Origin of the sequence: Pseudomonas sp. PA-1-3F (assembly GCF_021609665.1) — a bacterium.
GTDB lineage: Bacteria > Pseudomonadota > Gammaproteobacteria > Pseudomonadales > Pseudomonadaceae > Aquipseudomonas > Aquipseudomonas paracarnis.
This window is the reverse complement of record NZ_WJZD01000044.1, coordinates 1-19,254: the sequence shown is the minus strand read 5'-3', so window position 1 is coordinate 19,254 and position 19,254 is coordinate 1. Positions and strand designations below refer to the sequence as shown.

General features: G+C 59.6%; 12 protein-coding genes. 5 read left to right on the top strand and 7 right to left on the bottom strand.

The window, feature by feature from the left end; all coding sequences use genetic code 11:
• Positions 1-2: 2 nt before the first annotated feature.
• Positions 3-4,829: a neuraminidase-like domain-containing protein gene (locus GIV26_RS24165; protein ID WP_236282492.1), complete on the bottom strand. Its 4,827-nt coding sequence runs from the start codon at positions 4,827-4,829 to the stop codon at positions 3-5.
• 36 nt (positions 4,830-4,865) lie between these two features.
• On the bottom strand, positions 4,866-9,050 hold the full coding sequence (locus tag GIV26_RS24160) for a Tc toxin subunit A (RefSeq protein ID WP_236282490.1): 4,185 nt from the start codon (positions 9,048-9,050) through the stop codon (positions 4,866-4,868).
• Between the two features lie 170 nt (positions 9,051-9,220).
• Here GIV26_RS24160 and GIV26_RS24155 point away from each other — a divergent pair, with 170 nt between their 5' ends.
• On the top strand, positions 9,221-9,685 hold the full coding sequence (locus tag GIV26_RS24155; protein WP_034126362.1) for a hypothetical protein: 465 nt from the start codon (positions 9,221-9,223) through the stop codon (positions 9,683-9,685).
• 14 nt (positions 9,686-9,699) lie between these two features.
• Entirely contained in the window at positions 9,700-10,512 is an 813-nt protein-coding gene (locus tag GIV26_RS24150; RefSeq protein ID WP_057976901.1) for an SDR family oxidoreductase, read from the top strand.
• On the opposite strand, the gene GIV26_RS24145 is transcribed toward GIV26_RS24150, so the two are convergent.
• Positions 10,509-11,366 (bottom strand): LysR family transcriptional regulator, encoded by an 858-nt coding sequence (locus GIV26_RS24145; protein ID WP_054898827.1) that lies wholly within the window; start codon positions 11,364-11,366, stop codon positions 10,509-10,511. The genes GIV26_RS24150 and GIV26_RS24145 overlap by 4 nt on opposite strands.
• Before the next feature lie 111 nt (positions 11,367-11,477).
• Between GIV26_RS24145 and GIV26_RS24140 the strand changes: the two genes are divergently transcribed.
• Positions 11,478-12,665 (top strand): MFS transporter, encoded by a 1,188-nt coding sequence (locus GIV26_RS24140; RefSeq protein ID WP_236282488.1) that lies wholly within the window; start codon positions 11,478-11,480, stop codon positions 12,663-12,665.
• Positions 12,658-13,059, top strand: coding sequence for a hypothetical protein (locus GIV26_RS24135; protein ID WP_054898825.1), 402 nt, complete (start codon positions 12,658-12,660; stop codon positions 13,057-13,059). The genes GIV26_RS24140 and GIV26_RS24135 overlap by 8 nt, the downstream gene beginning before the upstream one ends.
• Before the next feature lie 183 nt (positions 13,060-13,242).
• Here the strand turns inward: GIV26_RS24135 and GIV26_RS24130 are convergent, their stop codons facing one another.
• Genes GIV26_RS24130 through GIV26_RS24115 form a run of 4 tightly spaced genes read right to left on the bottom strand, consistent with a single transcriptional unit; the run spans position 13,243 to position 18,003 of the window.
• Positions 13,243-14,103: an efflux RND transporter periplasmic adaptor subunit gene (locus GIV26_RS24130; protein WP_054898824.1), complete on the bottom strand. Its 861-nt coding sequence runs from the start codon at positions 14,101-14,103 to the stop codon at positions 13,243-13,245.
• A gap of 10 nt (positions 14,104-14,113) precedes the next feature.
• A complete protein-coding gene (locus tag GIV26_RS24125) occupies positions 14,114-14,314 on the bottom strand; it encodes a DUF1656 domain-containing protein (protein ID WP_005784982.1) in 201 nt (66 codons plus the stop codon).
• Complete coding sequence (locus tag GIV26_RS24120) at positions 14,304-16,481, bottom strand: FUSC family protein (protein WP_072447117.1); 2,178 nt, start codon at positions 16,479-16,481, stop codon at positions 14,304-14,306. Before GIV26_RS24120 ends, GIV26_RS24125 begins: the two co-directional genes overlap by 11 nt.
• 10 nt (positions 16,482-16,491) lie before the next feature.
• Positions 16,492-18,003: an efflux transporter outer membrane subunit gene (locus GIV26_RS24115; RefSeq protein ID WP_089041358.1), complete on the bottom strand. Its 1,512-nt coding sequence runs from the start codon at positions 18,001-18,003 to the stop codon at positions 16,492-16,494.
• A gap of 181 nt (positions 18,004-18,184) precedes the next feature.
• On the opposite strand from GIV26_RS24115, the gene GIV26_RS24110 reads away from it, so the two are divergent.
• On the top strand, positions 18,185-19,144 hold the full coding sequence (locus GIV26_RS24110; RefSeq protein ID WP_034126355.1) for a LysR family transcriptional regulator: 960 nt from the start codon (positions 18,185-18,187) through the stop codon (positions 19,142-19,144).
• The last annotated feature ends 110 nt before the right edge of the window (positions 19,145-19,254 follow it).

Below are 19,254 nucleotides of genomic sequence, written 5' to 3'. Positions count from 1 at the left end.
TCCTAGCCAGCCTTGGCCGTGTAGTGCAGCTTAAGGATGATGTCGGTCAGCGATTCGAACAGGCGGTTCCGCGCCGCAACGTCAGTCGAGGTGAATTCCAACGCCCAGCTTGAAATAGCGCCCGTACCCTCAAAGGGCAAATAACGCTCATCGTCGAAACTGAAAGTGAACAGCCCATCGTCATCCACCCCGCCAGACAAAACGATTTGCTGGCTGGCCCGCAGGTTTTCCTTGAGGGTGTCGCCTATCTGCACGGCACTGTAGGTTTGGGTCAAGGTGGCGTGAATGTCTTCGTAGGGCCCCAGGACCACAGGCAACGACACGCTGATACGTTTGATCCGGCGCACGCTATGCCCAGGGTAATTGCTGTCGAACATGGGCTGCGTCAGCTGGAAATCGACGCGGCAGTTGTCTATCAGGCCAAGCTTGATGGTGTCCCAGTCCTGATTGATGGCGGAGGTCGGATCCTTGTCCTTGAGTTGGCGCAGGGACACCGTCTTGGTGATCTCCAGCCGTCGTTCATTGCGACTCAGGTACGCCGAATCCATTTTCAATAAGGACAACTTCAACGCCTCGCCGGCGCTCAAGCCTCGGTAGCTGTCCTTCCAGACGCCCGCCTGAATAAAGCGCGTGCTGAAGTCGGCGAGTTCAAATTGCCAACAGGCTTCGGCGGCCAGGCACAGCGCCAAGGTGGCATCGTAGGCCTGGTAATAGAAGGTCGCGAACTGGCCGTTGAGCCATTGATAGAGTTGCGCATTGCTAAAACGGGTGCGCAGAAAATCATAGCTGGCCAACGCCTGATCCTGGGCGACGCGGGCCTGGTTCAATTGCAGGGTGGTGGCGCGGGCCTGTGCTTCAAGCACCTGCATTTGTGCCTCGATCTGGGCAATTTCCAGCGTGGCTTGGTCACGGGCTTGCATCCATTCCTGGTGGCGGCGGCGGAAGTTTTCAGCGCGGTCCGTCGCCTCCGCAATGGTATGGAGCATCGCGGCCCTGGCTGAAGAATAGGCACTGACCATTTCGGCAACGCCCTCCAGGCGCCACCCCCCGGAGGACCCTACGGCAACAACACCATTAGTCAAACCCGCGTGAGCCCCGCCGCCGCCGCCAACCGAATTGGGGGGGGCCTTCAGGCCACTGCCAACGGCATTGGCCACCTGACTGATGTTGTCCAACACCCGCCCTTCCAAGTGCAGCGCTGCAGCAGCTTTTTCACCGGCATTCACCACTTCATCGGCCAACTTACGGTAGAAATCCAGGCGTCCCTGAGCCAGTGCCTTACTCGCCTCCAGCGCTTTTTTCTGCTCAAGGTCGATCTTTTGTGCCTGCTGCTGAAGGTCCACCGCAAATTGGGCGAACTCCCAAGCCTGGTGGTATTGCAGCTCCTGCAGTTGCGCCTGTTCCTTGCGCTCGATCAATGACAACAACGTATTGCCAAATTGGATCAGGGTTTCCACAGCACTGCTGGCACGGTTGTGCATCACACTGTAGCGATAAGGTGGCACCTCCTGGGCCAACAACCGCGCGGCACCACCGGAGGCCGCGCCCTGACCGAACGCCGCCAGCAGATCGCGCGGGTTCAAGGGGGCGGCAAACAAGGGCAGCATCAGCGGCTTGCCGTCCAGCGTACGGTTGTTACGCAGGTTGTCCAGGCGCGCCTCGGCGGTATCCCAGTTCTGGACCAACTCACGGTTGAAGGGCAAGCGCAGGTATCTGTTATCCAGATCAAGCAGGGTAGGGTCGGGCGCGAAAGTGCGCAGGTACAGCGGCGGTTCGGCGAAGTGGTAGAGCGACTCGCCATCGTTGGCCGCGGCACTCTCTTCGCGTAGTTGGTCCTGCCGGATCAGGCGCTGTTCGAACTCGCGCAATTTTGAGTTGGTGGCGTCGCTCAGGGTTTTCAGGGGGATCGGTTGCCAATGGTCCACCACGTTGATATCAGGGCGCGGCCCCAGCAGGTCAAGCACGCGCACGTACCACAGCTTGGCCGCTACGAGGCTGTCGGGGGTCAGTTGCCGGTAGGCGGCGTCACCCCGGTCCAGCAGGTTCTTGATGTAGAACATGTAGATCGCCTTGCGATAGCGCACCGGGTGGCTGCTAGCGATACCGTCCGGATCGGCGGGTTTGCGAGACACGTAGTCCATTTCTACCGGGTCATCCATCAAAGGCCGTACGTTCCAGTAGGCCGGACGGCCCTTCTCGTCTTTTTTGCGCGAAGGGTCGAAGATAAAGCCCAGCCACTGTTCGGCGCCTTCGAAGTTTTGCTCCTGGTTCAGACGGTGGCTGACCATGAAAGGCAGGTGCAGGAACAACTCCCAGAAATACAAGCCGTTGGCACCGTGAAAATCCATCTGGTTAATGGCCGCTGGTGGATTGAGAGGGGGCTCTTCAAGGAGCTGAGTATCCCAGGACAGCAGGTTTTCCAGGGCGATATTGGCGCGGTTGATCAACTCGCGTGCAAACAATGTATTCATGCGGATGGGTTGGCGTGGAGCGGTGCCGGCATCGTTTAGCTTGATGCCAGAGTTGGTGAAATCGATGAATTCGGCGATGCCCAGAGTTGGGCTGGCACGGGTGTTGATGCGAGGGGCGATCAGCGGTGTGGTGACTTGCGCGACAAGCTCCAGTTCTACGTAGGTCATTTTCAGGGCATGTCCCAAAACCTGCCAGGTGGTACCGTTGAACACCTTGATACCATGGATAATCGGAATTTTTTTTGAGCCGATGGGCCAGGCTCCCGGCCAGTCAGGCAACAGGGTTTCAGGGTTAATGGGGAGCTTTAATGTATGGGTGTCGGGTGGATTTATTACTGCGAATCCACCGGAGTGCCAAAGTGACGCCGCGCCAGGATTAGCTGCCATCGGATCACTCAGATTCAGAGGTCGCAGAATAACGTGCTGAAAAACATAAGTAGGGGGCCTTATAAACTCCTGGACCTCAGCGTGACGGAATCCAGCAGGCCAATCCGTCTGCACTGTTTTTAATACTAAACCGGTGTGCATCAAATAATCACGCACCAGCACAGCAATCTTAGAAGATATTGATATAAAACCATTTGCATCCGGCAGACCAAGAGTACAATAATGAGTATCATATGTGTCACGCAAGAAATAAGACAATAACCCGCTTCCAACGTATCCATTAGTACGAGAAGATATCAAACTAACCCTACACCTCCCCCCACCACTAAACTGCGAACCACTCAACACTTGAATTCTAGAACCGTTCAAAAGCGTCTCATAGCCCGTCGTTTGGTTTGCGGGCAAAACCATTTCAAGCTTATATCTATCTTGCGTCTCCGAATCAAAAGCCGTTATAGAAAACGTCACATCAGGAGGCTTTGAAAATACAGCTGATATTTTAGATTTAAAGAACACTTCCCCTGTAGACTTATCATAAGTAACATCATCTCCACGGGAAGGGCTAACAATCGAAACCTGCCTCTCTTCAAAATTCCAGTTATCCAGCTCTTGATGCGGCCGATGCGACTCGACACTTTTCAGCGCTATACTAAGCTCAGGCACTTTGAACTGAAACCGGCCTTTATTATCCTGAGCAAATAACCTTCCCACCCTCAAGACATGGGGTGCCTTGATCTCCTTTCGAGTTCCGATACTGGGCACATACCCACGATTGGGAAACAGCGCCGTTACATTAAAATTTTTATCGATCATTGCCGTTTTTAGAAACGCATATTGATCCGCCGCACCATCCGTCGCATTACCTGCGGTATACCCCATATACATCGCCACAAACATCGACTCCGGCATTGTCGAACTGTCGGCCACGGCAATGCTCTCAACCTGCTCCGCCAAGTCCGTAGTCTTGAACAACGGTGACTCACTCCAGGCTTCAATGACGGTTTGCGGCATACTCCAACTGTCGTCGTACTTCTTGTAGACCATGTTCAAGCGCAACATCGGGTTACTGTGTACTTTGATAACCGGTGAACCCGGATCTGGCGGTATGGGGGTACCACCTGGGAGATAACCTTCTTCAACCGTCATCTGAGCAGGGTTGTTATCCACGCACTCCACCCACAATACAAACAGGCGGTTATTGAACAACACTGGCCTGATGGTGCGCTCAATCGCACTGGCCGAAATCGGCAAGTTAGCCTTGTGCCAGTCTGACCACGCCCCCGGCTGCGGATAATCGAACTTTGGCCGGTTGGGATCCGTGCCGTTGAGGTTCATGTAAGTACGCTGGGACATATCCACCGAGCGCCAGTAGTACACACTCTCGGCCCGGGACTTGCCGATAAAGTAATACATGCCATTCTTGAAATCAGTGGTATTGATGTATCCATTGATAATCGTCAGGTTGGCCACTTCCTCAAAGCTCGCCAGATAAGACAGCACCGCTTCCTGAGTGGTGTCGATCTCGATCTTGTTCTGATTGAGGTCGTTTTCCAGTTGCTGGAAATACTTGGATTTGGTCAGGCGCAACGAGGGGTCGATATACAGTTCCGGGTAATAGCTCAACTGCTGGTTGGCCGCCCAGATGGGGTATTGGCAGTCGATCTCGCGCCACTGCCTGATCAGGTGATCTTCCATCACTTTGGTTTCATAGCCCGGCTCCATGCCCATCAGCGCGGCATTGATGTACTGCTGAATACTGGCGATGGCCGAGGCCACCGGGCTGGTGGGCACGGCCTGGCTGACCTGCACATCCAGCAGCTTGTATTGGTAGAGGTCGTTGGCGGTCTTGATTTTGTCGCTCAACTGGGCGTCGACAAACTCCGCTGCGTTCGGTACCACCTCATCCAGATAGTAGGCCACCAGGGCATCGCGCAGGGTTTCGTTGAGCTGGCTATCGATTGAGCTGGACATGCTCGCTCCTTATTCATCGTAAAAGTGCGCAGGCGCTCAGCGCCGGGCAGCCATGACCGCATTGCCTACCGCTTGCCAGGCCACACCCGTACTGTCGCCGTGCAGGGCTGTGGCCCTGAGCAAGTCCGCCGCAGCCAGGCCGCTGGCGGCACAGGTGGCTTGGCTGCGCAGGATCCAGTCGATGTCGGCCATGGAGCAGGCGCGCTTTTGCGCCAGCAGTTGGAAAAGCTCATGCACGTCGTCCTGCCGCCACCCCAACAGCCTGGCCAAAACGGAAGCGGCCTGGTCGCTGACTGCAGCGCGCAATGTTTTGTTTTTGAGCGCTGTTTTTCCGGGGTTGGCCGCGATGAAATAACCCAGCAATGCCTCCTCCGCCTGGCTTTGGCCATGAAACCACTGACTGTAGCGGCTCAGCAGGTAGAAGCTCTTGAGGTTCAACTCCAGATTTCTACCCGGAACTCCCAGCCATTGCGGATTAAGCAAAAACACACGCAAGGCACTGGTGCTCAACCGCAGGTCCATCACCACTGTCCCATGACGCAATACACGCTCGAGTTGATTGATCAATGAGTCAGTGGCGGCTGCGGTAGCCAGCCCCAACACCGCTGACAACAGGGCGTGTACCGAGGTCTGTGCCCAACGCAGTACAACTTGGGTGCGGTCCATCGGCAGGTTGATCATTTCTTGTGCCAAACCTTCGATCAGCCGCAGTTGGCGGTCATGGCCGGCCAGTAACATGTCGGCAAGCTTCGCCACGCTCTGCTCGCGCTCGTGAGGGAAGAGGTTCAACTGCCCCACTCGATAGTTAATCGCTTCTTGCAAGTAATGATGGGGGTCTTCGAGACCTGTGAGCGGAACAGGCCTCACCAGCCCCTGCGGGTCCAGCAAATACTGCAGCACTTCGCGCCATTTGATGGGCTCTCGTGCGGCAGCGGACTTGGGCCGTTCATAAACAGGCAGATTCAGCGCCGAGATCTGCTCATCGGTAATCAATACCTCTCGCGTCGCGGCGGCCAATATGCCCAAGCGGTCCACCAAGCCTTGGGGGGGCAGGTAATCTCCAGGCTCCAGGCCCAACGCGCGGCGTACCCCGGTAACACTTTGCTTGCTGTCCTTGAGCCAATTCACGGCCCAATCCATCTGCATCAACACATCGAGAACGTCAGGCGCGGGCGCCATTGCATCCTCTTCCCAAGCCTCTACGGTCGGTAGGTGTCTTTTAGGCAGCGTGCCGCACTTTACTTGCAGGTGGTGAACTGAAGACGGTTGGCTGGTTATTACCTCCCAAGCTGTCCTTGAAAGGCGCTTGCCGCTGAGCGACAACGTCCCACCAGCGCTCAACGGTTCAAGCGTAAGCGCGCTGCCGTCAGGATTGCGCACGAAGTTTTCTTCGTCTGAATGCTGGGGCTGCCGTTCCAGGGTAAACACCCGCGTGCCAGCTGCTGATGCAAAGTCGGTCCCCGCCAGCACAAACAAGGCTGAACCTGGCAGCAGACGCAATAAGGTACCTTCATGCGCGGCATCAACCACCAGCACCAGCCTGATGCTCATATCGCTGGCGCCCTGCGCAGTCAACGACCATGGCCTGAGGGACGACAATGAGGGTTGTAGCAGGCGCCCGGTACAGAGTAATCGCTGGTACTCCAGCCCCCCCAGCATATCCACCAGGCCCCAGCCTTCCTCCGGCGACAAGCCAAACATTTGCGGAATACGCGCCTGACGGTAGAGCGAGGACAGGGTGCCAAGGTCGCGGAGTAACGGCCCAACAAAATCCTTCGTTTGGTTGGCCAAGCGAGAAAGCGATGACTCTGTAGGCTCAAGGCCGAGCGCGGCACAGAGTTGTGCGACGATTTTTTTGTTCGCAGCGTCTGTCCCACTGACATTAAAGGCGGCTCTATTGAGTTCCAACGGCGTATCGAACAGCGCAGCAGGGTTAAAGACTTGGTCAAACAGCGGCACCTTGTCACCCGTGGCGTAAGGCGTGAGATCGTGGAGGAACGCCGCAAATTCTTCGGGTTTGATGCCATAACGTCGGCTGAAATAACGATAAACACCCAAGACCCGCAGGGTATTGGTGTTCAGGTCCATGGTCAGGTTGTGTTCACCCTCGCTGCGGATGGCGCAAATGAGCAGCGTGTCCAGCTCGGCATAGGACATGTCCATACCCAGGTCTTTCTTCAGCCAGCGCTGCAGACGAATCATGCGTTGCAGGCGGTCAAACCGTTGAGGGGACGTTTTAGTCAGGTACCAGACCGTGCGGCTACCGAGCGTGGTTTCCTTGAGGCCCATGGAATTGTCGAACTGGTCCGCACACGTCGAGACAACGGTAGCAGGCACAACACTGTCATAACGCTCGCTGCCATGGCCGTTGACATAACACGCGCCATAGTGAGAGGCGTGCGGGTATGCCTTGCCGACGCCATTGCCCCCCGTCCATTGTGGGTTGCCGCTGGGGCAATTGGGAGACACGTGGGGGAAATGCTGACGCTGGGATAAAAGCGCCTCGACCTGCTCGGCATCCAGCTCCGAACGTTGCATGAAGGTCTCGAGCTGCACCAGTGGGTTGTCAAGGTGGCCAATACCTTGGAGACCGTAACTGCGCTGAAAAAACTCCTGCTGCTCGGCCGTCCATGTCACGTACTCATCCAGGACAATGGTGAAGCTGAGTACCGCCAGTGAAACGGGCCTAGTGGTAGTGCCCGTGGTGGTGGTGACAGTAAATGAGGCTCGATAGCCCGGTTCGATAGGAAACGGTTCTTCTCCCCCCCAGCGGATAACTGTGCAGATTGTTGAGGTATTCGCGGGGTGAAGATAATTAGGCGTCCAAATATTAGCCGTGTTCGCATATAACGGCGTCCCAGAATTAATCCAGAAAAGACCCTCTCGTTTAGTATCGTCAGGCCCCGAGAATTCAATCGTTGCCGTGCTCGTCAATTTCCCTTGGTTGACTAAGGTTTCTGCCTGAGGCACAACAGACTTCAGGCTTGACTGTGGGGATATCAGTAAAGCAATCCTGATGGCCGAATGCGGACTCAGATGAGAAGTCCCCGGCCCTGCCCAGGTCTGCGTCAGCTGAGCCTTCGATAGATAAAACGTGGTGAACAATGAAGGTTCGATCAACAGTTGCTGTTGCTGTGGGCTTAACCCCGACATCAACAGTTGCGCTTGCGCTGCAGTGTTCTGCACCACGCCATAATCGTTCAAGCCCCTTTGGCTGATGGGCAACTGCAAGCTGATACGGTAGTTCAACTCCCCCAACTCAAGCTTCTTTTCGGCCAGCCCCAATCGGCATTGGTGGTGAGGGTAGTAATACGGAAACATGAACGGATAGCGCCGCTCGGCCAGTACGTCGTAAATCGGCTTGTTGGCATCCGGCTTTCCTGTCCGGTACCGGGCGATGTCGGCCATAAGTATCTCATTGACTAACTCCAGCATCGGTCTGGGGGTAAAGGTGCTTTGCTGGTCAATGATCAACCCCTCCAGATCGGGCCGCCGAGTCCTCAACAGAATCTTGGGCCGATCACCCTGGCCGGAGCCTTCCAGGGTGCGCGTAGCGAAACGATATTGAGCGCTGAGGTAGGCCACCGGCGAATCGACCGCCGCCATCGCGCCCACTTTGCAGAACTCATCCCAGTTTTCCTTGAACAGGTTCGGGAAACTCGGCCCGACATCGACCAGCGCACGCACACCGGTCTGCTGGCCCTGGTACTGGGTTCTGCCGTTGGATACCTGGTGTTCACGGTACAGCCGACCGATCTGCACCGCATAGCACATGGCATTGTCATAGGCCACCTCGCCATCCGCCTCGCAGATCTCACCCAGGCGTTGGACGAAGTGGGGCTTGGGTTGGGCGATGATGTCGAACACCGACGCCATGCCCAATTGCTGCATCGCGGTGATGAAGCTGACTTTTTCCAGGCCCACTTGCCGTTCGGGCTCGTTGACCAACGTAAGAAGCAGACGGTCAGTTCTCGAGTCGTTGTCCATGCCCACGCATTCCCTCAGGTAGAGATACACCGCTATGTCCAACAAACTGAGTGGTTCTAAAAAATAAAGAACCTGTGAACTCTGACAGTAGCGACGAACGGTGCCTGAGGAACGGCCGAACACCCGAGTTGCCTGAATTGGGCGAGCCTGCCGTTGGCGGAAACTGGCTTGGCTCTGGTGGAAGCTTGCATTGATGGCTTGCAGGCCGATGCTTGTGCTCAGTAAGTCAGTCATCGCGGGCGAGCCCACTCCCATAGTTTGACCGGGTACACCCTTGGAATAGGGTCAACCTGTGGGAGCTGGCTTGCCTGCGATGGCGTCCGTGCGGCCAGCACAATGCTCAAGCTAACCCATCCCGCCTACGCTTAAGTTAGGATGCTCGTTCCCTATTCGAGGTGGTCTCCATGTTCTTCGGCGTTCTCCTGATCATCACCTGGCTGATCCTGCTGCTGCGCTACCCGGCCAAGGCGCTGCCGGTATCGTTGGCCGCTGCCGTCGGCCTGGGGTTTGTCGCGGTTTGGGTGGTATGGCTGGACAATCGCGAAGCGTCACAACTGGCGCGTCTTGAGTTGCGCATCACCTACGCGCCGCAAGACTGCCCCGCCGACCGACCGCTCAAACTGACCCTCAACAACGGCAACGATGTACCGCTCACCGAACTGCGCTGGCGCGTGGCCGCCTACGCACCGGGCGATACGGTCAACCTGGCCGACAATGTCTACGCCGCCCCACGCTATCGCGGCCCCGGCGAGTTGCAGGCGGGCGCCACCTGGGATGACTGCCTGCCCACCCCGCCGCTGCGCCCCGGCTATCGCCCACAAACCCTGGAATTTCGCGCCGAGCACCTGCAAGGCAGTTTCTCGGACTGACAAAGGATGGACCCATGCCCAACGTACTGATCACCGGTTGCTCCAGCGGCATCGGCCGCGCCCTCGCCGACGCGTTCAAAGCCGCAGGCTTCGAGGTATGGGCCAGCGCCCGCCAACCCGATGACGTCGCCGCCCTCGCGGCCGCAGGCTTCAATGCTGTGCAGTTGGACGTCAATGACAGCGCCGCTTTACAACTCCTGGCCGGGCAATTGAGCGAGCTGGATGTACTGGTCAACAACGCCGGCTACGGCGCCATGGGCCCGTTGCTCGACGGCGGTACCGAGGCGATGCAACGCCAATTCGAAACCAATGTGTTTTCCATCGTCGGCGTGACCCAGGCGCTGTTCCCTGCCTTGCGTCGCAGCAAGGGCCTGGTGGTGAATATCGGCAGTGTTTCCGGCGTATTGGTGACGCCGTTCGCCGGCGCCTACTGCGCATCCAAAGCCGCCGTGCATGCGTTGAGCGACGCCCTGCGCATGGAGCTGGCACCGTTTGGCGTGCGGGTGATGGAAGTGCAGCCCGGTGCGATCAATACAAGCTTTGCGAAGAATGCCGGCGCCCAGGCCGAGTTACTGATCCAGGAACAGTCGCCATGGTGGCCATTGCGCGAGGGCATTCGTGCACGCAGCCAAGCGTCCCAGGACAAGCCAACCCCGGCCAGTGAGTTTGCTGCAGACGTGCTCAAGGCGGTGCAGCAAGCGCAACCGCCGCGCCTGTTGCGTTCGGGCAACGGCAGCCGCGCGTTACCGTTGATGGCGGCGCTGTTGCCCAAGGGGTTGCTGGAGAAGGTGCTGAAGAAGCGCTTTGGCTTGGGCGGTAGGCTCTAAGGTTTCATGAAATCAATAAACGCCCGCACCTTCAGCGGCAAATGCCGCGTGTCCGGATACATCGCGTAAACCCCTTGCGGGGCAAAGCGGTGGTCCGCCAACAGGCGCACCAAGCGTCCCGCGTCGACATCCCTCTGCACCAACCATTGCGGTAAAACCGCCACACCGTGGCCGCGCACCGCAAATGCCTGAAGGACCGCCGCGCTGTCGGCCACCAAGGCTGACGGGCCGGCTCGATAAGGGTGTTCGAGACCTGCCGGGTCGGTGACGCTCAGTTCGCTCAAGCGGCCGTGGCCCAGCCTGGGCAACTGCTCCAACTCAGCCAGGGTTTGAACTGCGGCAAACTGCGGCGCCGCGACGGCGAACACGTCGAATGTGGACAACTGCACTGCGCGGTGATTGGAGTCCAGCAAGCGCCCCAGCCGAATCGCCACGTCAAAACGCTCGGAGATCAGATCGGCGTGGGTGGAGGATGTGGATAAGTGGATATTCAGGTCCGGGTGCAGGCGTCGAAAGGCTTCTACCGCCGGAGCAACTACAGCCAGGGCATATTCGACAGTGGTGGTGATACGCAGGGTGCCTTTGAGCTGGGCATGTTCACTGCGGGCTTCTTCTACCGCCAGGCGGGCCTCTTCAAGCATGCGCGTGCAGCGCAGGTAGAAGCGCTCACCCGCGTCGGTCAGTGCCAGTTGGCGGGTGTTGCGGGTCAGCAGGGTGACGCCGAGTTCCGCTTCCAGGCGCTTGAGGTTGAAGCTGACCACGGCGCGAGTCTGGCCCAGCAGGTCCGCGGCAGCGGTGAGCGAGCCGGCCTCGACCACGGCCTTGAAAGTGTCAAAACGGTCCAGGCTGACCATGGTGAACGCCCTCCTTTGTCAAAATATTTTTGACAAACTAGCAGGCAAACCGACGTATCCCAAACCCTGCGTGCGGCCTACCCTGCCGGCTCCACTCGCAGGAACGCGTTCATGACCTACCGCTCGAAAGTCGCCTGGATCTTTTTGTTGGGCTTTGCCCTGGACCTGGTGAACATGTTTGTCGCCACCGTCGCCTACCCGGATATCGCCCGCGAACTGCAAGCCTCGGTCACCCAGTTGGCGTGGATCAGCAATGCCTACATGCTCGGGCTGACAGTGATCATTCCCTTGAGTGTGTGGTTGGCGGCGCTCATGGGCGAGCGCACCCTGATCGCTACCAGCCTGCTGCTGTTTGCCGGCGCCTCGGTGATGGTCGGCCAGGCCGGCTCCATCGAAGCGTTGATAGCTTGGCGCGCCTTGCAGGGGCTCGGCGGCGGCTTACTGATTCCGGTGGGGCAAGCCATGGCTTACCGACACTTTCCGGCGGTCGAGCGTAGCCAATTGACAGCGCGGGTGATGTCGGTGGCGTTGCTGGTGCCAGCGCTGTCCCCGGCGTTGGGCGGGGTGATTGTCGACAGCCTGTCCTGGCGTTGGATTTTCTACGCCAACCTGCCTCTGGCGCTAGTGACCCTGCTGCTGGCGCTGCTGTGGATAAAACCCGATGTGCCTTTAACCGAGCGCCCGCCCCTGGACCTGTGCAGTGTGTTCAAACAAGCCGCCAGCCCGATGCTGCGCGTGGCAATGCTGGTTTACCTGTGTATTCCGGGGGTATTTATCGGCACCAGCCTGATCGCCATCCTCTACGTGCGTGGCCTGGAGTATGACGCCACCCAGACCGGCGCGCTCATGCTGCCGTGGGCACTGGCCTCGGCCGTGGCGATCTACCTGAGCAAGCGACTCTTCAATCGCTTTGGCCCCAAACCCTTGTTACTGGCCGGCATGGCGCTGCAATGCGGCGGTATCCTGCTGCTCAACGAGCCGACGCTGATTATTGCGGCCTACGTCTTGATGGGCCTGGGCGGCAGCTTGTGCAGCAGCACCGCACAAACCCTGGCCTTTCTGGATATTCCCGCCGAGCGCATGGGCCACGCCAGCGCGTTGTGGAACATGAACCGGCAAGTGAGTTTCTGCGTGGGCGCCGCCGTGCTCAGTGCAGTACTGTCGGCCTTGGATTCCTTCGCGATTACCTTCACGATGGCGGCAGCTCTGACCCTGTTGCCGCTTTTCGCAGTGTTGCGCCTGGATGCTTCCAGGGTACGCGCGCTGCTTCACCCTTGCAGCGAGCCCAAGCATGATTGACTACAGCGATTTTTTTGAAGAAGTGATCCAGACCCACGTCGAGATCGAACAATGGTTTGCCGGCGTTGCGCCTGAGGGCACGCTGGAAAATCTGCTGGCGCGCTTCTCACCCGAGTTCAGCATGGTGGCGCCCGCCACCGGTACGCGGGTCAACACGGCCGGGGTCAATGCCTTGTTCACGCGCCTGGGCGGGATGCGTCCGGGGTTGAAAATCACCTTGAGCGAAATGACCGGGATTGATCGTCACGCACGCGGCGCGACGGTCACGTATCGCGAGCATCAGATTGACGACAGTGGCACCCAGACCGACCGCCGCGCCACAGTGGTGTTCGAGAAACAGGCCAGTGGCACGCTGCTGTGGCGGCACTTGCATGAGACCTTTATCAAAGCCTGACGCGGGTCTAGATGTATGAGGGGGCTTACATCGCCCACTGTAGGAGCGAGCTTGCTCGCGAAAAACCTCAACGATAACGCGTGCTTCCTGAATGAACGCGGCGCCTATGAGTTTTTCGCGAGCAAGCTCGCTCCTACAAAAGCCTTGACTGACTGGCATTAGGGCTTGCCCCTCCCACATTTTTTAGTTTTGTGTTGGGTTGACGATCACCGTGCAGGTAATCCCGGCCGCCAACAACACGCCCTCCGGCATTTCATCAATGTGAATCCGCACCGGCACACGCTGGGCCAAGCGCACCCAGTTGAAGGTCGGGTTCACATCGGCGATCAGTTCACGGCTCTCGGGGTTGTCGCGGTCGTAGATGCCGCGCGAGATGCTTTCCACATGGCCCTTCAAGGTCTCGCCGCTCATCAATTGCATATCGGCTTTGTCGCCCACCTTCACGTGGGGCAGTTTGGTTTCTTCGAAGAAGCCATACACCCAGAACGAATTCATATCCACCACAGCCATCTTCGCTTCGCCGATACGCGCATAGTCGCCACGGTGCACGTTGAGGTTGGTGACATAACCGTCCACCGCCGCCAGCACTCGCGTGCGTTTCAAGTTGAGTTCGGCGGCCTCCAGTTGCGCCAGGGCGTGCTGATAATCGGCCAGGGCCGAGTCGGCGATGTTGCTGGCGTCGTCGCGGTTTTCCTTGGAGATCACCAGGGCGTCGAGGTCGGCGCGGCGGTGCGCGTTGACCTTGCGCATTTCCCAGGTGGCCTTGCGGGAGGCCACCAGCGATTGCGCTTGCTTGACGGCAATGCGGTAGTGCTCGGGGTCGATCTGCATCAGCAGGTCGCCTTTTTTCACCAACTGGTTATCGCGTACCGGTACGTCCACCACTTCGCCGGTGACGTCAGCCGCCACATTGATAATGTCGGCGCGCACCCGACCATCGCGGGTCCACGGCGTTTGCATGTAGTGCACCCACAACGTGCGGCCAATCCAGATCGCCAACGCCAGAACCAGCAAGGTGGCGAGCAGGCTGAAAAACTTTTTCATCGGGGCATTCTCAACGGTAGACGCTCAGCGCCAGGGCGCCGAACAGGCAAGCGAACAGGCTCAGGCGCAGCAGCGCCGGGTGCCAGAAGAAACGGTACAGGTCGAACCCGGCCAGGAAGCGATCAATCGCCCAGGCCAGCCCGGCTGCGATCAAGAACATCAGGGTCATGGTCGGCATATAGATGCCGTGGAATGCAATTTCACGAGGCATTCGGGGCTCCTTTGAGGGCGGCCAGAGGCGATTGCGGGTCGAGCAACGAGGTGCGAATAAAGTGCAGGTAGCTCTTCACACGGCGCAGGGCCGAGGTGTCGAAGTGCGGGGCGAAGGGTTCGTCGGTGGCCTGCACACGGCTGATCGCATGGTCGACGGCAATCAACCCGCGCTCCAGGTTGCTGGCGCTGGGTTGCAGGAACAGCCGCACCAGCGAGCGCCCCATCACGCGGATCGCTTGGCGCCACGGCTGCGATTCGGCATACGCCGGGTGCACCGGCAAAATCGCCTGCTCCTTGCGCAGCTCGATGATCGCGTGGCCGACCTCCAGCACCACGAACATCCAGCGCAGCAAATCGCGCTGCACCTGCGGCTCGCCGGCCGCGAGGCCATACGCCTGGTGCAGCAGGTCGCGGGTGCGGCTTTCAAAGCTCGACGCCAGGCCCTTGAGCTTGCCGCTGATGGCATACACCACTTGCTCACGCAGGTCTTGCTCCAGGCGGCGCCACAACCAGCGGCTGTTGGGCGGCAGGATGATCGCCCCCGCCGCCGCGCACACCAGCATGCCAATGACCATGGCGATGTAGTCGTTGATAAAGGTGTAAGGGTTGTAGACCGTAAGGTTGTCCGGCACCGAGCCGGTGCTGAAGAAGATCAACAGGCCCACACCCACACCGGCGTATTGCGGGCGTGAAGACAGAAAGGCCCCGAAGATGATCACCGGCGCGAGCATCACGCACAGCAGCGGGAAACCGTCGATCCAGGGGAACACGAAGAACATTTCGACAAAGCCGACCAAGGCGCCGATCAAGGTGCCGCAGGCCATCTGGAACGCCATGCGCTTGGGGTTGGGCGTGGCAGCAGACAGGCCCACCGTGGCCGCCGCGATCAGGGTCATGGTGGCGCCGCTGGGCCAGGCAGTGGCCACCCAGTAACTGCCCAGCACAACCAGGATAAACGAGGCGCGCACCCCGGCAGCGGCACAGGCCAACCAGTTGGTCTTTGGCGTGTAGGCTTCGTGCCAATCCTCCCGCGCATGGCGATGCTCGGCCAGGGACGCGTGGGTTTGCGCGTAGTTGTGCAGGTCGTCGACGAAACGGTACAGCAGCTCGTAGGCAGTGTGGAAATCCAACTGCTCGGCGTCCGTCGGGTTGCCCTCCTGGAAGCTCGCCCGCAGGCTGCGCACCTTGGCGGGCAGGCCGTCCTTGTAGGCGCTCAGTTGGTTGACCAGGCGCGCGGCATCGGGGCTGGTGAGGGCGCGGCCAGAGAAGCTGTCGAGCACTTCGGCCAGGTCTTGCAGGCCGGGTTTGATCGCTGCCACCACATGGTCGGCCTCATCGGCGCGCAAGCGTTCGAGCAATTGGTGCAAGGCGTTGAAGCGTGTGGTGATGCTCATGAATTCGCTGTTGAGGCGACTGAGCCGCCCGTTGCGCCGACGCATGTGCGGGTCCTCAAACACGGTGACGCTACGCAAGCCTTCCAGGCCCACGGCTTCGGCAATAAAGCGCACGTTGCTGGCCTCGAAGCCTTCGCGCTGGCTGCGCCCGCGCAGGCCGTCAGTCACGAACAGCGCGAACACACCGAAGCGCTGGTACAGCGCGTTGCGCATGGCGGCGCTGGAGGTCTGCGGCAGGATGGCGGCGCTGACCAGTGTCGAGCACAGTATCCCCAGAGAAATTTCCAGCACCCGCCACACCGCCGCCATGAAGGCGCCGTCCGGGTGGGCCAGGGCCGGCAGGCCGACCATCGCCGCGGTGTAGCCGGCGAGCACGAACCCATAGGCGCGAAAGTTGCGGTTGCGCGTGGCACCGGCGGTGCAAATGCCGACCCAGATCGCCAGCGCCCCCAGGAACAGTTCGGTGTTCTGCGCAAACAAGGCGATCAACAGCACCATCACCGCCGAGCCTGCCAAGGTCCCTAGGAAACGGTAGAAACTCTTGGCGAACACCTGGCCGCTCTGGGGCTGCATCACGATAAATACGGTGATCATCGCTGTGCGCGGTTGCGGCAGTTCCAGGCGCATGGCCAGCCACAGCGTCAGGAACGCAGCGACCAGCACTTTGAAGATATACACCCAGGTCACGCCATCACTGCGCGCCCAGTCGAAAAAACCACGGCGCCACTCAAGGGAATGCAGCCAGCGCAGCGGTGCAGGCAAGGGAGTCATCAAGGCCTACTCAGTGATCAAACACGGCGAGCGCCGCCGGAGTCTTGCTTGGGAGTGTCTTGGCAGCCGTGGGCACATCATCGCCAGCACCGAGGCCGCCGCCCAAGGCGGTCACCAGCTCGGCATGGGCGCTGAGGCGTGCCGCCTGCACCTGTTGTTCGATCTGCTGCTGGCGAAACAACAAGGTTTGGGCGTTGAGCACGTTGAGGTAGTCAGTGAGGCCACGTTGATAGGCGACCATGGCGATGTCGTAGGTTTTCTGCGCCGAGGCCACCGACTGCGCGGCGAAGGCCGACTGTTTGTCCATGGACTCGCGGCGGATCAACTGGTCGCTGATGCCCTTGAGCGCATTGACCAGGGTCTGGTTGTACTGGGCCACCGCGATGTCGTAGCCGGCACTGGCTTCCCCCAATTGCGCACGCAGGCGGCCGCCGTCGAAGATCGGCAAGGTGATCGCCGGGCCGACGCTGTAGTTGAATTTCTTCCCAGCCAGGAATTCCAGCATGCCGCCCCCAGTGGCCATGTAGCCAAGGCTGCCGACCAGGTCGACGTTGGGATAGAAGCCTGCATGAGCCACATCGATACCCCGTGCCTGGGCTGCTACCTGCCAGCGGCTTGCAACCACATCCGGGCGTTGGCCGAGCAATTGCGCCGGCAGGCTGGAGGGCAATTTCAACGGCGCGGCGAGGGCCAGGGTCGGGCGCTGCAATTGCGCGCCCTCCCCCGGGCCTTTGCCGGCCAACGCCGCCAGTTGGTTACGGCTCAGGGCGATTTCCTCGTCCAGGGCATCCAGTTGGCGATGGGTTTCCGGCAGCGGCGTTTCAGCCTGGCTGACGTCAAAGTGAGTGCCGATCCCGGCGGCCAGGCGTTTATTGGCCAGGTCCAGGATCTGCTGTTGCTGGGCCAGAGTGGCGGCCGCGACGTCACGGTTGGCGTACTGCAACGACAGCTGGATATAGGCGCGCACCACGTTGTTTTGCAGTTCGAGTTGGGCCAGGCGCGCTTCGGCGGCGCTCATGTGCGCCAGGTCGACCGCACGTTCGGTCGTGTTGCTTTCCCGGCCCCACAGGTCGAGGGCGTAGCTCAGGCCCAGGGACGAATTGTTGTCCCAGGTGTTGGCGCCGCTCAATTCGCCAGGACCGTAGAACTGATCCTTCGGCCAGTTGTGGCGCTTGAGGGTGGTGTCGCTGTTGATCTGCAGCGACTCGGCCGACTCGGCCACCCCGGCCAGCGCTCGGGCTTGCCGTACACGGGCGGCGGCCACGGCCAGGCTGGGGCTGTTGCGGGTGGCGAGTTCGACCCAACGGTTGAGCTGCGGGTCGCCGTAGGCCTGCCACCATTGGGCGGTAGGCCAGTGGGCGTCGCGGGCGGCGCTCTGGATCGCGGCGTCGGTGGCCAGGGTATTGGCGTTGATCGCCTGGCCTTGCGGGGCGATTCCTCCGGTTCCGATGCAACCGCTGATGACTGACGTTAAGGCCCAAACACTGAGAGTCTTCAGCTCTCTGCTGATGCGACGCGGCACGGCAAGCGAATTCCTGAGAGGGTGTTGCGGGAGAGGTGGCGCAATTCTAGGCGGCGCCAGGGAGGACGATAAGCTGGCATTCCTGTGAATCTTTGTTACCGTTCAGGCGATAATCCGTTGGTAGGGATCACTGAAAGCGTAACTTTCTGTCACAATTTGCTATCTCCCTTGAGAACACTCCATGGACACTTTGCAAAACATGCGCGCCTTCAGTTGTGTGGCCGAAGCCGGCAGCTTCACCGCCGCCGCCGTGCAACTGGACACCACCACGGCCAACGTCTCGCGCGCGGTCTCCAACCTTGAGGCCCACCTGCAAACCCGCTTGCTCAACCGCACCACCCGGCGCATCGCGCTGACCGAAGCCGGCAAACGCTATTTGCTGCGCTGCGAGCAGATCCTCGCCTATGTCGAGGAGGCCGAGGCCGAAGCCAGTGACGCCCATGCGCGCCCGGCCGGGCAGTTGAAAGTGCACACCATGACCGGCATCGGCCAGCATTTCGTTATTGACGCCATTGCCCGCTATCGCCGCACCCATCCCGACGTGACCTTCGACCTGACCCTGGCCAACCGCGTGCCGGATTTGCTCGACGAGGGCTACGACGTGTCCATCGTGCTGGCCAGCGAACTGCCGGACTCAGGTTTCGTTTCCCAGCGCCTGGGCATCACCTACAGCATCGCCTGCGCCTCGCCGGACTACGTCAAGGCCAAGGGCTGCGCACAGCGGCCACAGGACTTGCTCAACCATGCGTGCCTGCGCCTGGTCAGCCCGGTGGTACAGCTGGACAAATGGACCTTCAACGGCCCTGAAGGCCAGGAAAGCGTGGCGATCAACAGCTCGCCTTTCCTGGTTAACTCGGCCGATGCGATGAAAACCGCGATCACCAGCGGCATGGGCGTCGGCCTGCTGCCGGTGTACGCCGCCATCGAAGGGCTGCGCAACGGCACACTGGTGCGGGTGATGCCGACCTACCGGTCCCAGGAATTGAACCTGTACGCCATCTATCCTTCGCGCCAATACCTGGATGCGAAGATCAAGACCTGGGTGGAATACCTGCGCGGTTCGTTGCCGGAAATTCTGGCGGCGCACCAGGCGGAGTTGGTGGCGTATGAGTTGAGCGGTGGTGTGCGGATGGCGAACTGATTTTGAAATGCTGCTTCCCACCCCCTAAAAATTTATTGTGGGAGCTGGCTTGCCTGCGATGACGGTGGATCAGCCAATACAATAGTGGCTGACACACCGTCATCGCAGGC

What these genes read in the sequence shown, in the direction of transcription:
- GIV26_RS24140 (WP_236282488.1), top strand. Translation starts at nt 11,478, where the DNA reads ATGACCTACCGCTCGAAAGTCGCCTGGATCTTTTTGTTGGGCTTTGCC.
- GIV26_RS24135 (WP_054898825.1), top strand. Translation starts at nt 12,658, where the DNA reads ATGATTGACTACAGCGATTTTTTTGAAGAAGTGATCCAGACCCACGTC.
- GIV26_RS24165 (WP_236282492.1), bottom strand. Translation starts at nt 4,829, where the DNA reads ATGTCCAGCTCAATCGATAGCCAGCTCAACGAAACCCTGCGCGATGCC.
- GIV26_RS24145 (WP_054898827.1), bottom strand. Translation starts at nt 11,366, where the DNA reads ATGGTCAGCCTGGACCGTTTTGACACTTTCAAGGCCGTGGTCGAGGCC.
- GIV26_RS24160 (WP_236282490.1), bottom strand. Translation starts at nt 9,050, where the DNA reads ATGACTGACTTACTGAGCACAAGCATCGGCCTGCAAGCCATCAATGCA.
- GIV26_RS24130 (WP_054898824.1), bottom strand. Translation starts at nt 14,103, where the DNA reads ATGAAAAAGTTTTTCAGCCTGCTCGCCACCTTGCTGGTTCTGGCGTTG.
- GIV26_RS24110 (WP_034126355.1), top strand. Translation starts at nt 18,185, where the DNA reads ATGGACACTTTGCAAAACATGCGCGCCTTCAGTTGTGTGGCCGAAGCC.
- GIV26_RS24125 (WP_005784982.1), bottom strand. Translation starts at nt 14,314, where the DNA reads ATGCCTCGTGAAATTGCATTCCACGGCATCTATATGCCGACCATGACC.
- GIV26_RS24120 (WP_072447117.1), bottom strand. Translation starts at nt 16,481, where the DNA reads ATGACTCCCTTGCCTGCACCGCTGCGCTGGCTGCATTCCCTTGAGTGG.
- GIV26_RS24150 (WP_057976901.1), top strand. Translation starts at nt 9,700, where the DNA reads ATGCCCAACGTACTGATCACCGGTTGCTCCAGCGGCATCGGCCGCGCC.
- GIV26_RS24155 (WP_034126362.1), top strand. Translation starts at nt 9,221, where the DNA reads ATGTTCTTCGGCGTTCTCCTGATCATCACCTGGCTGATCCTGCTGCTG.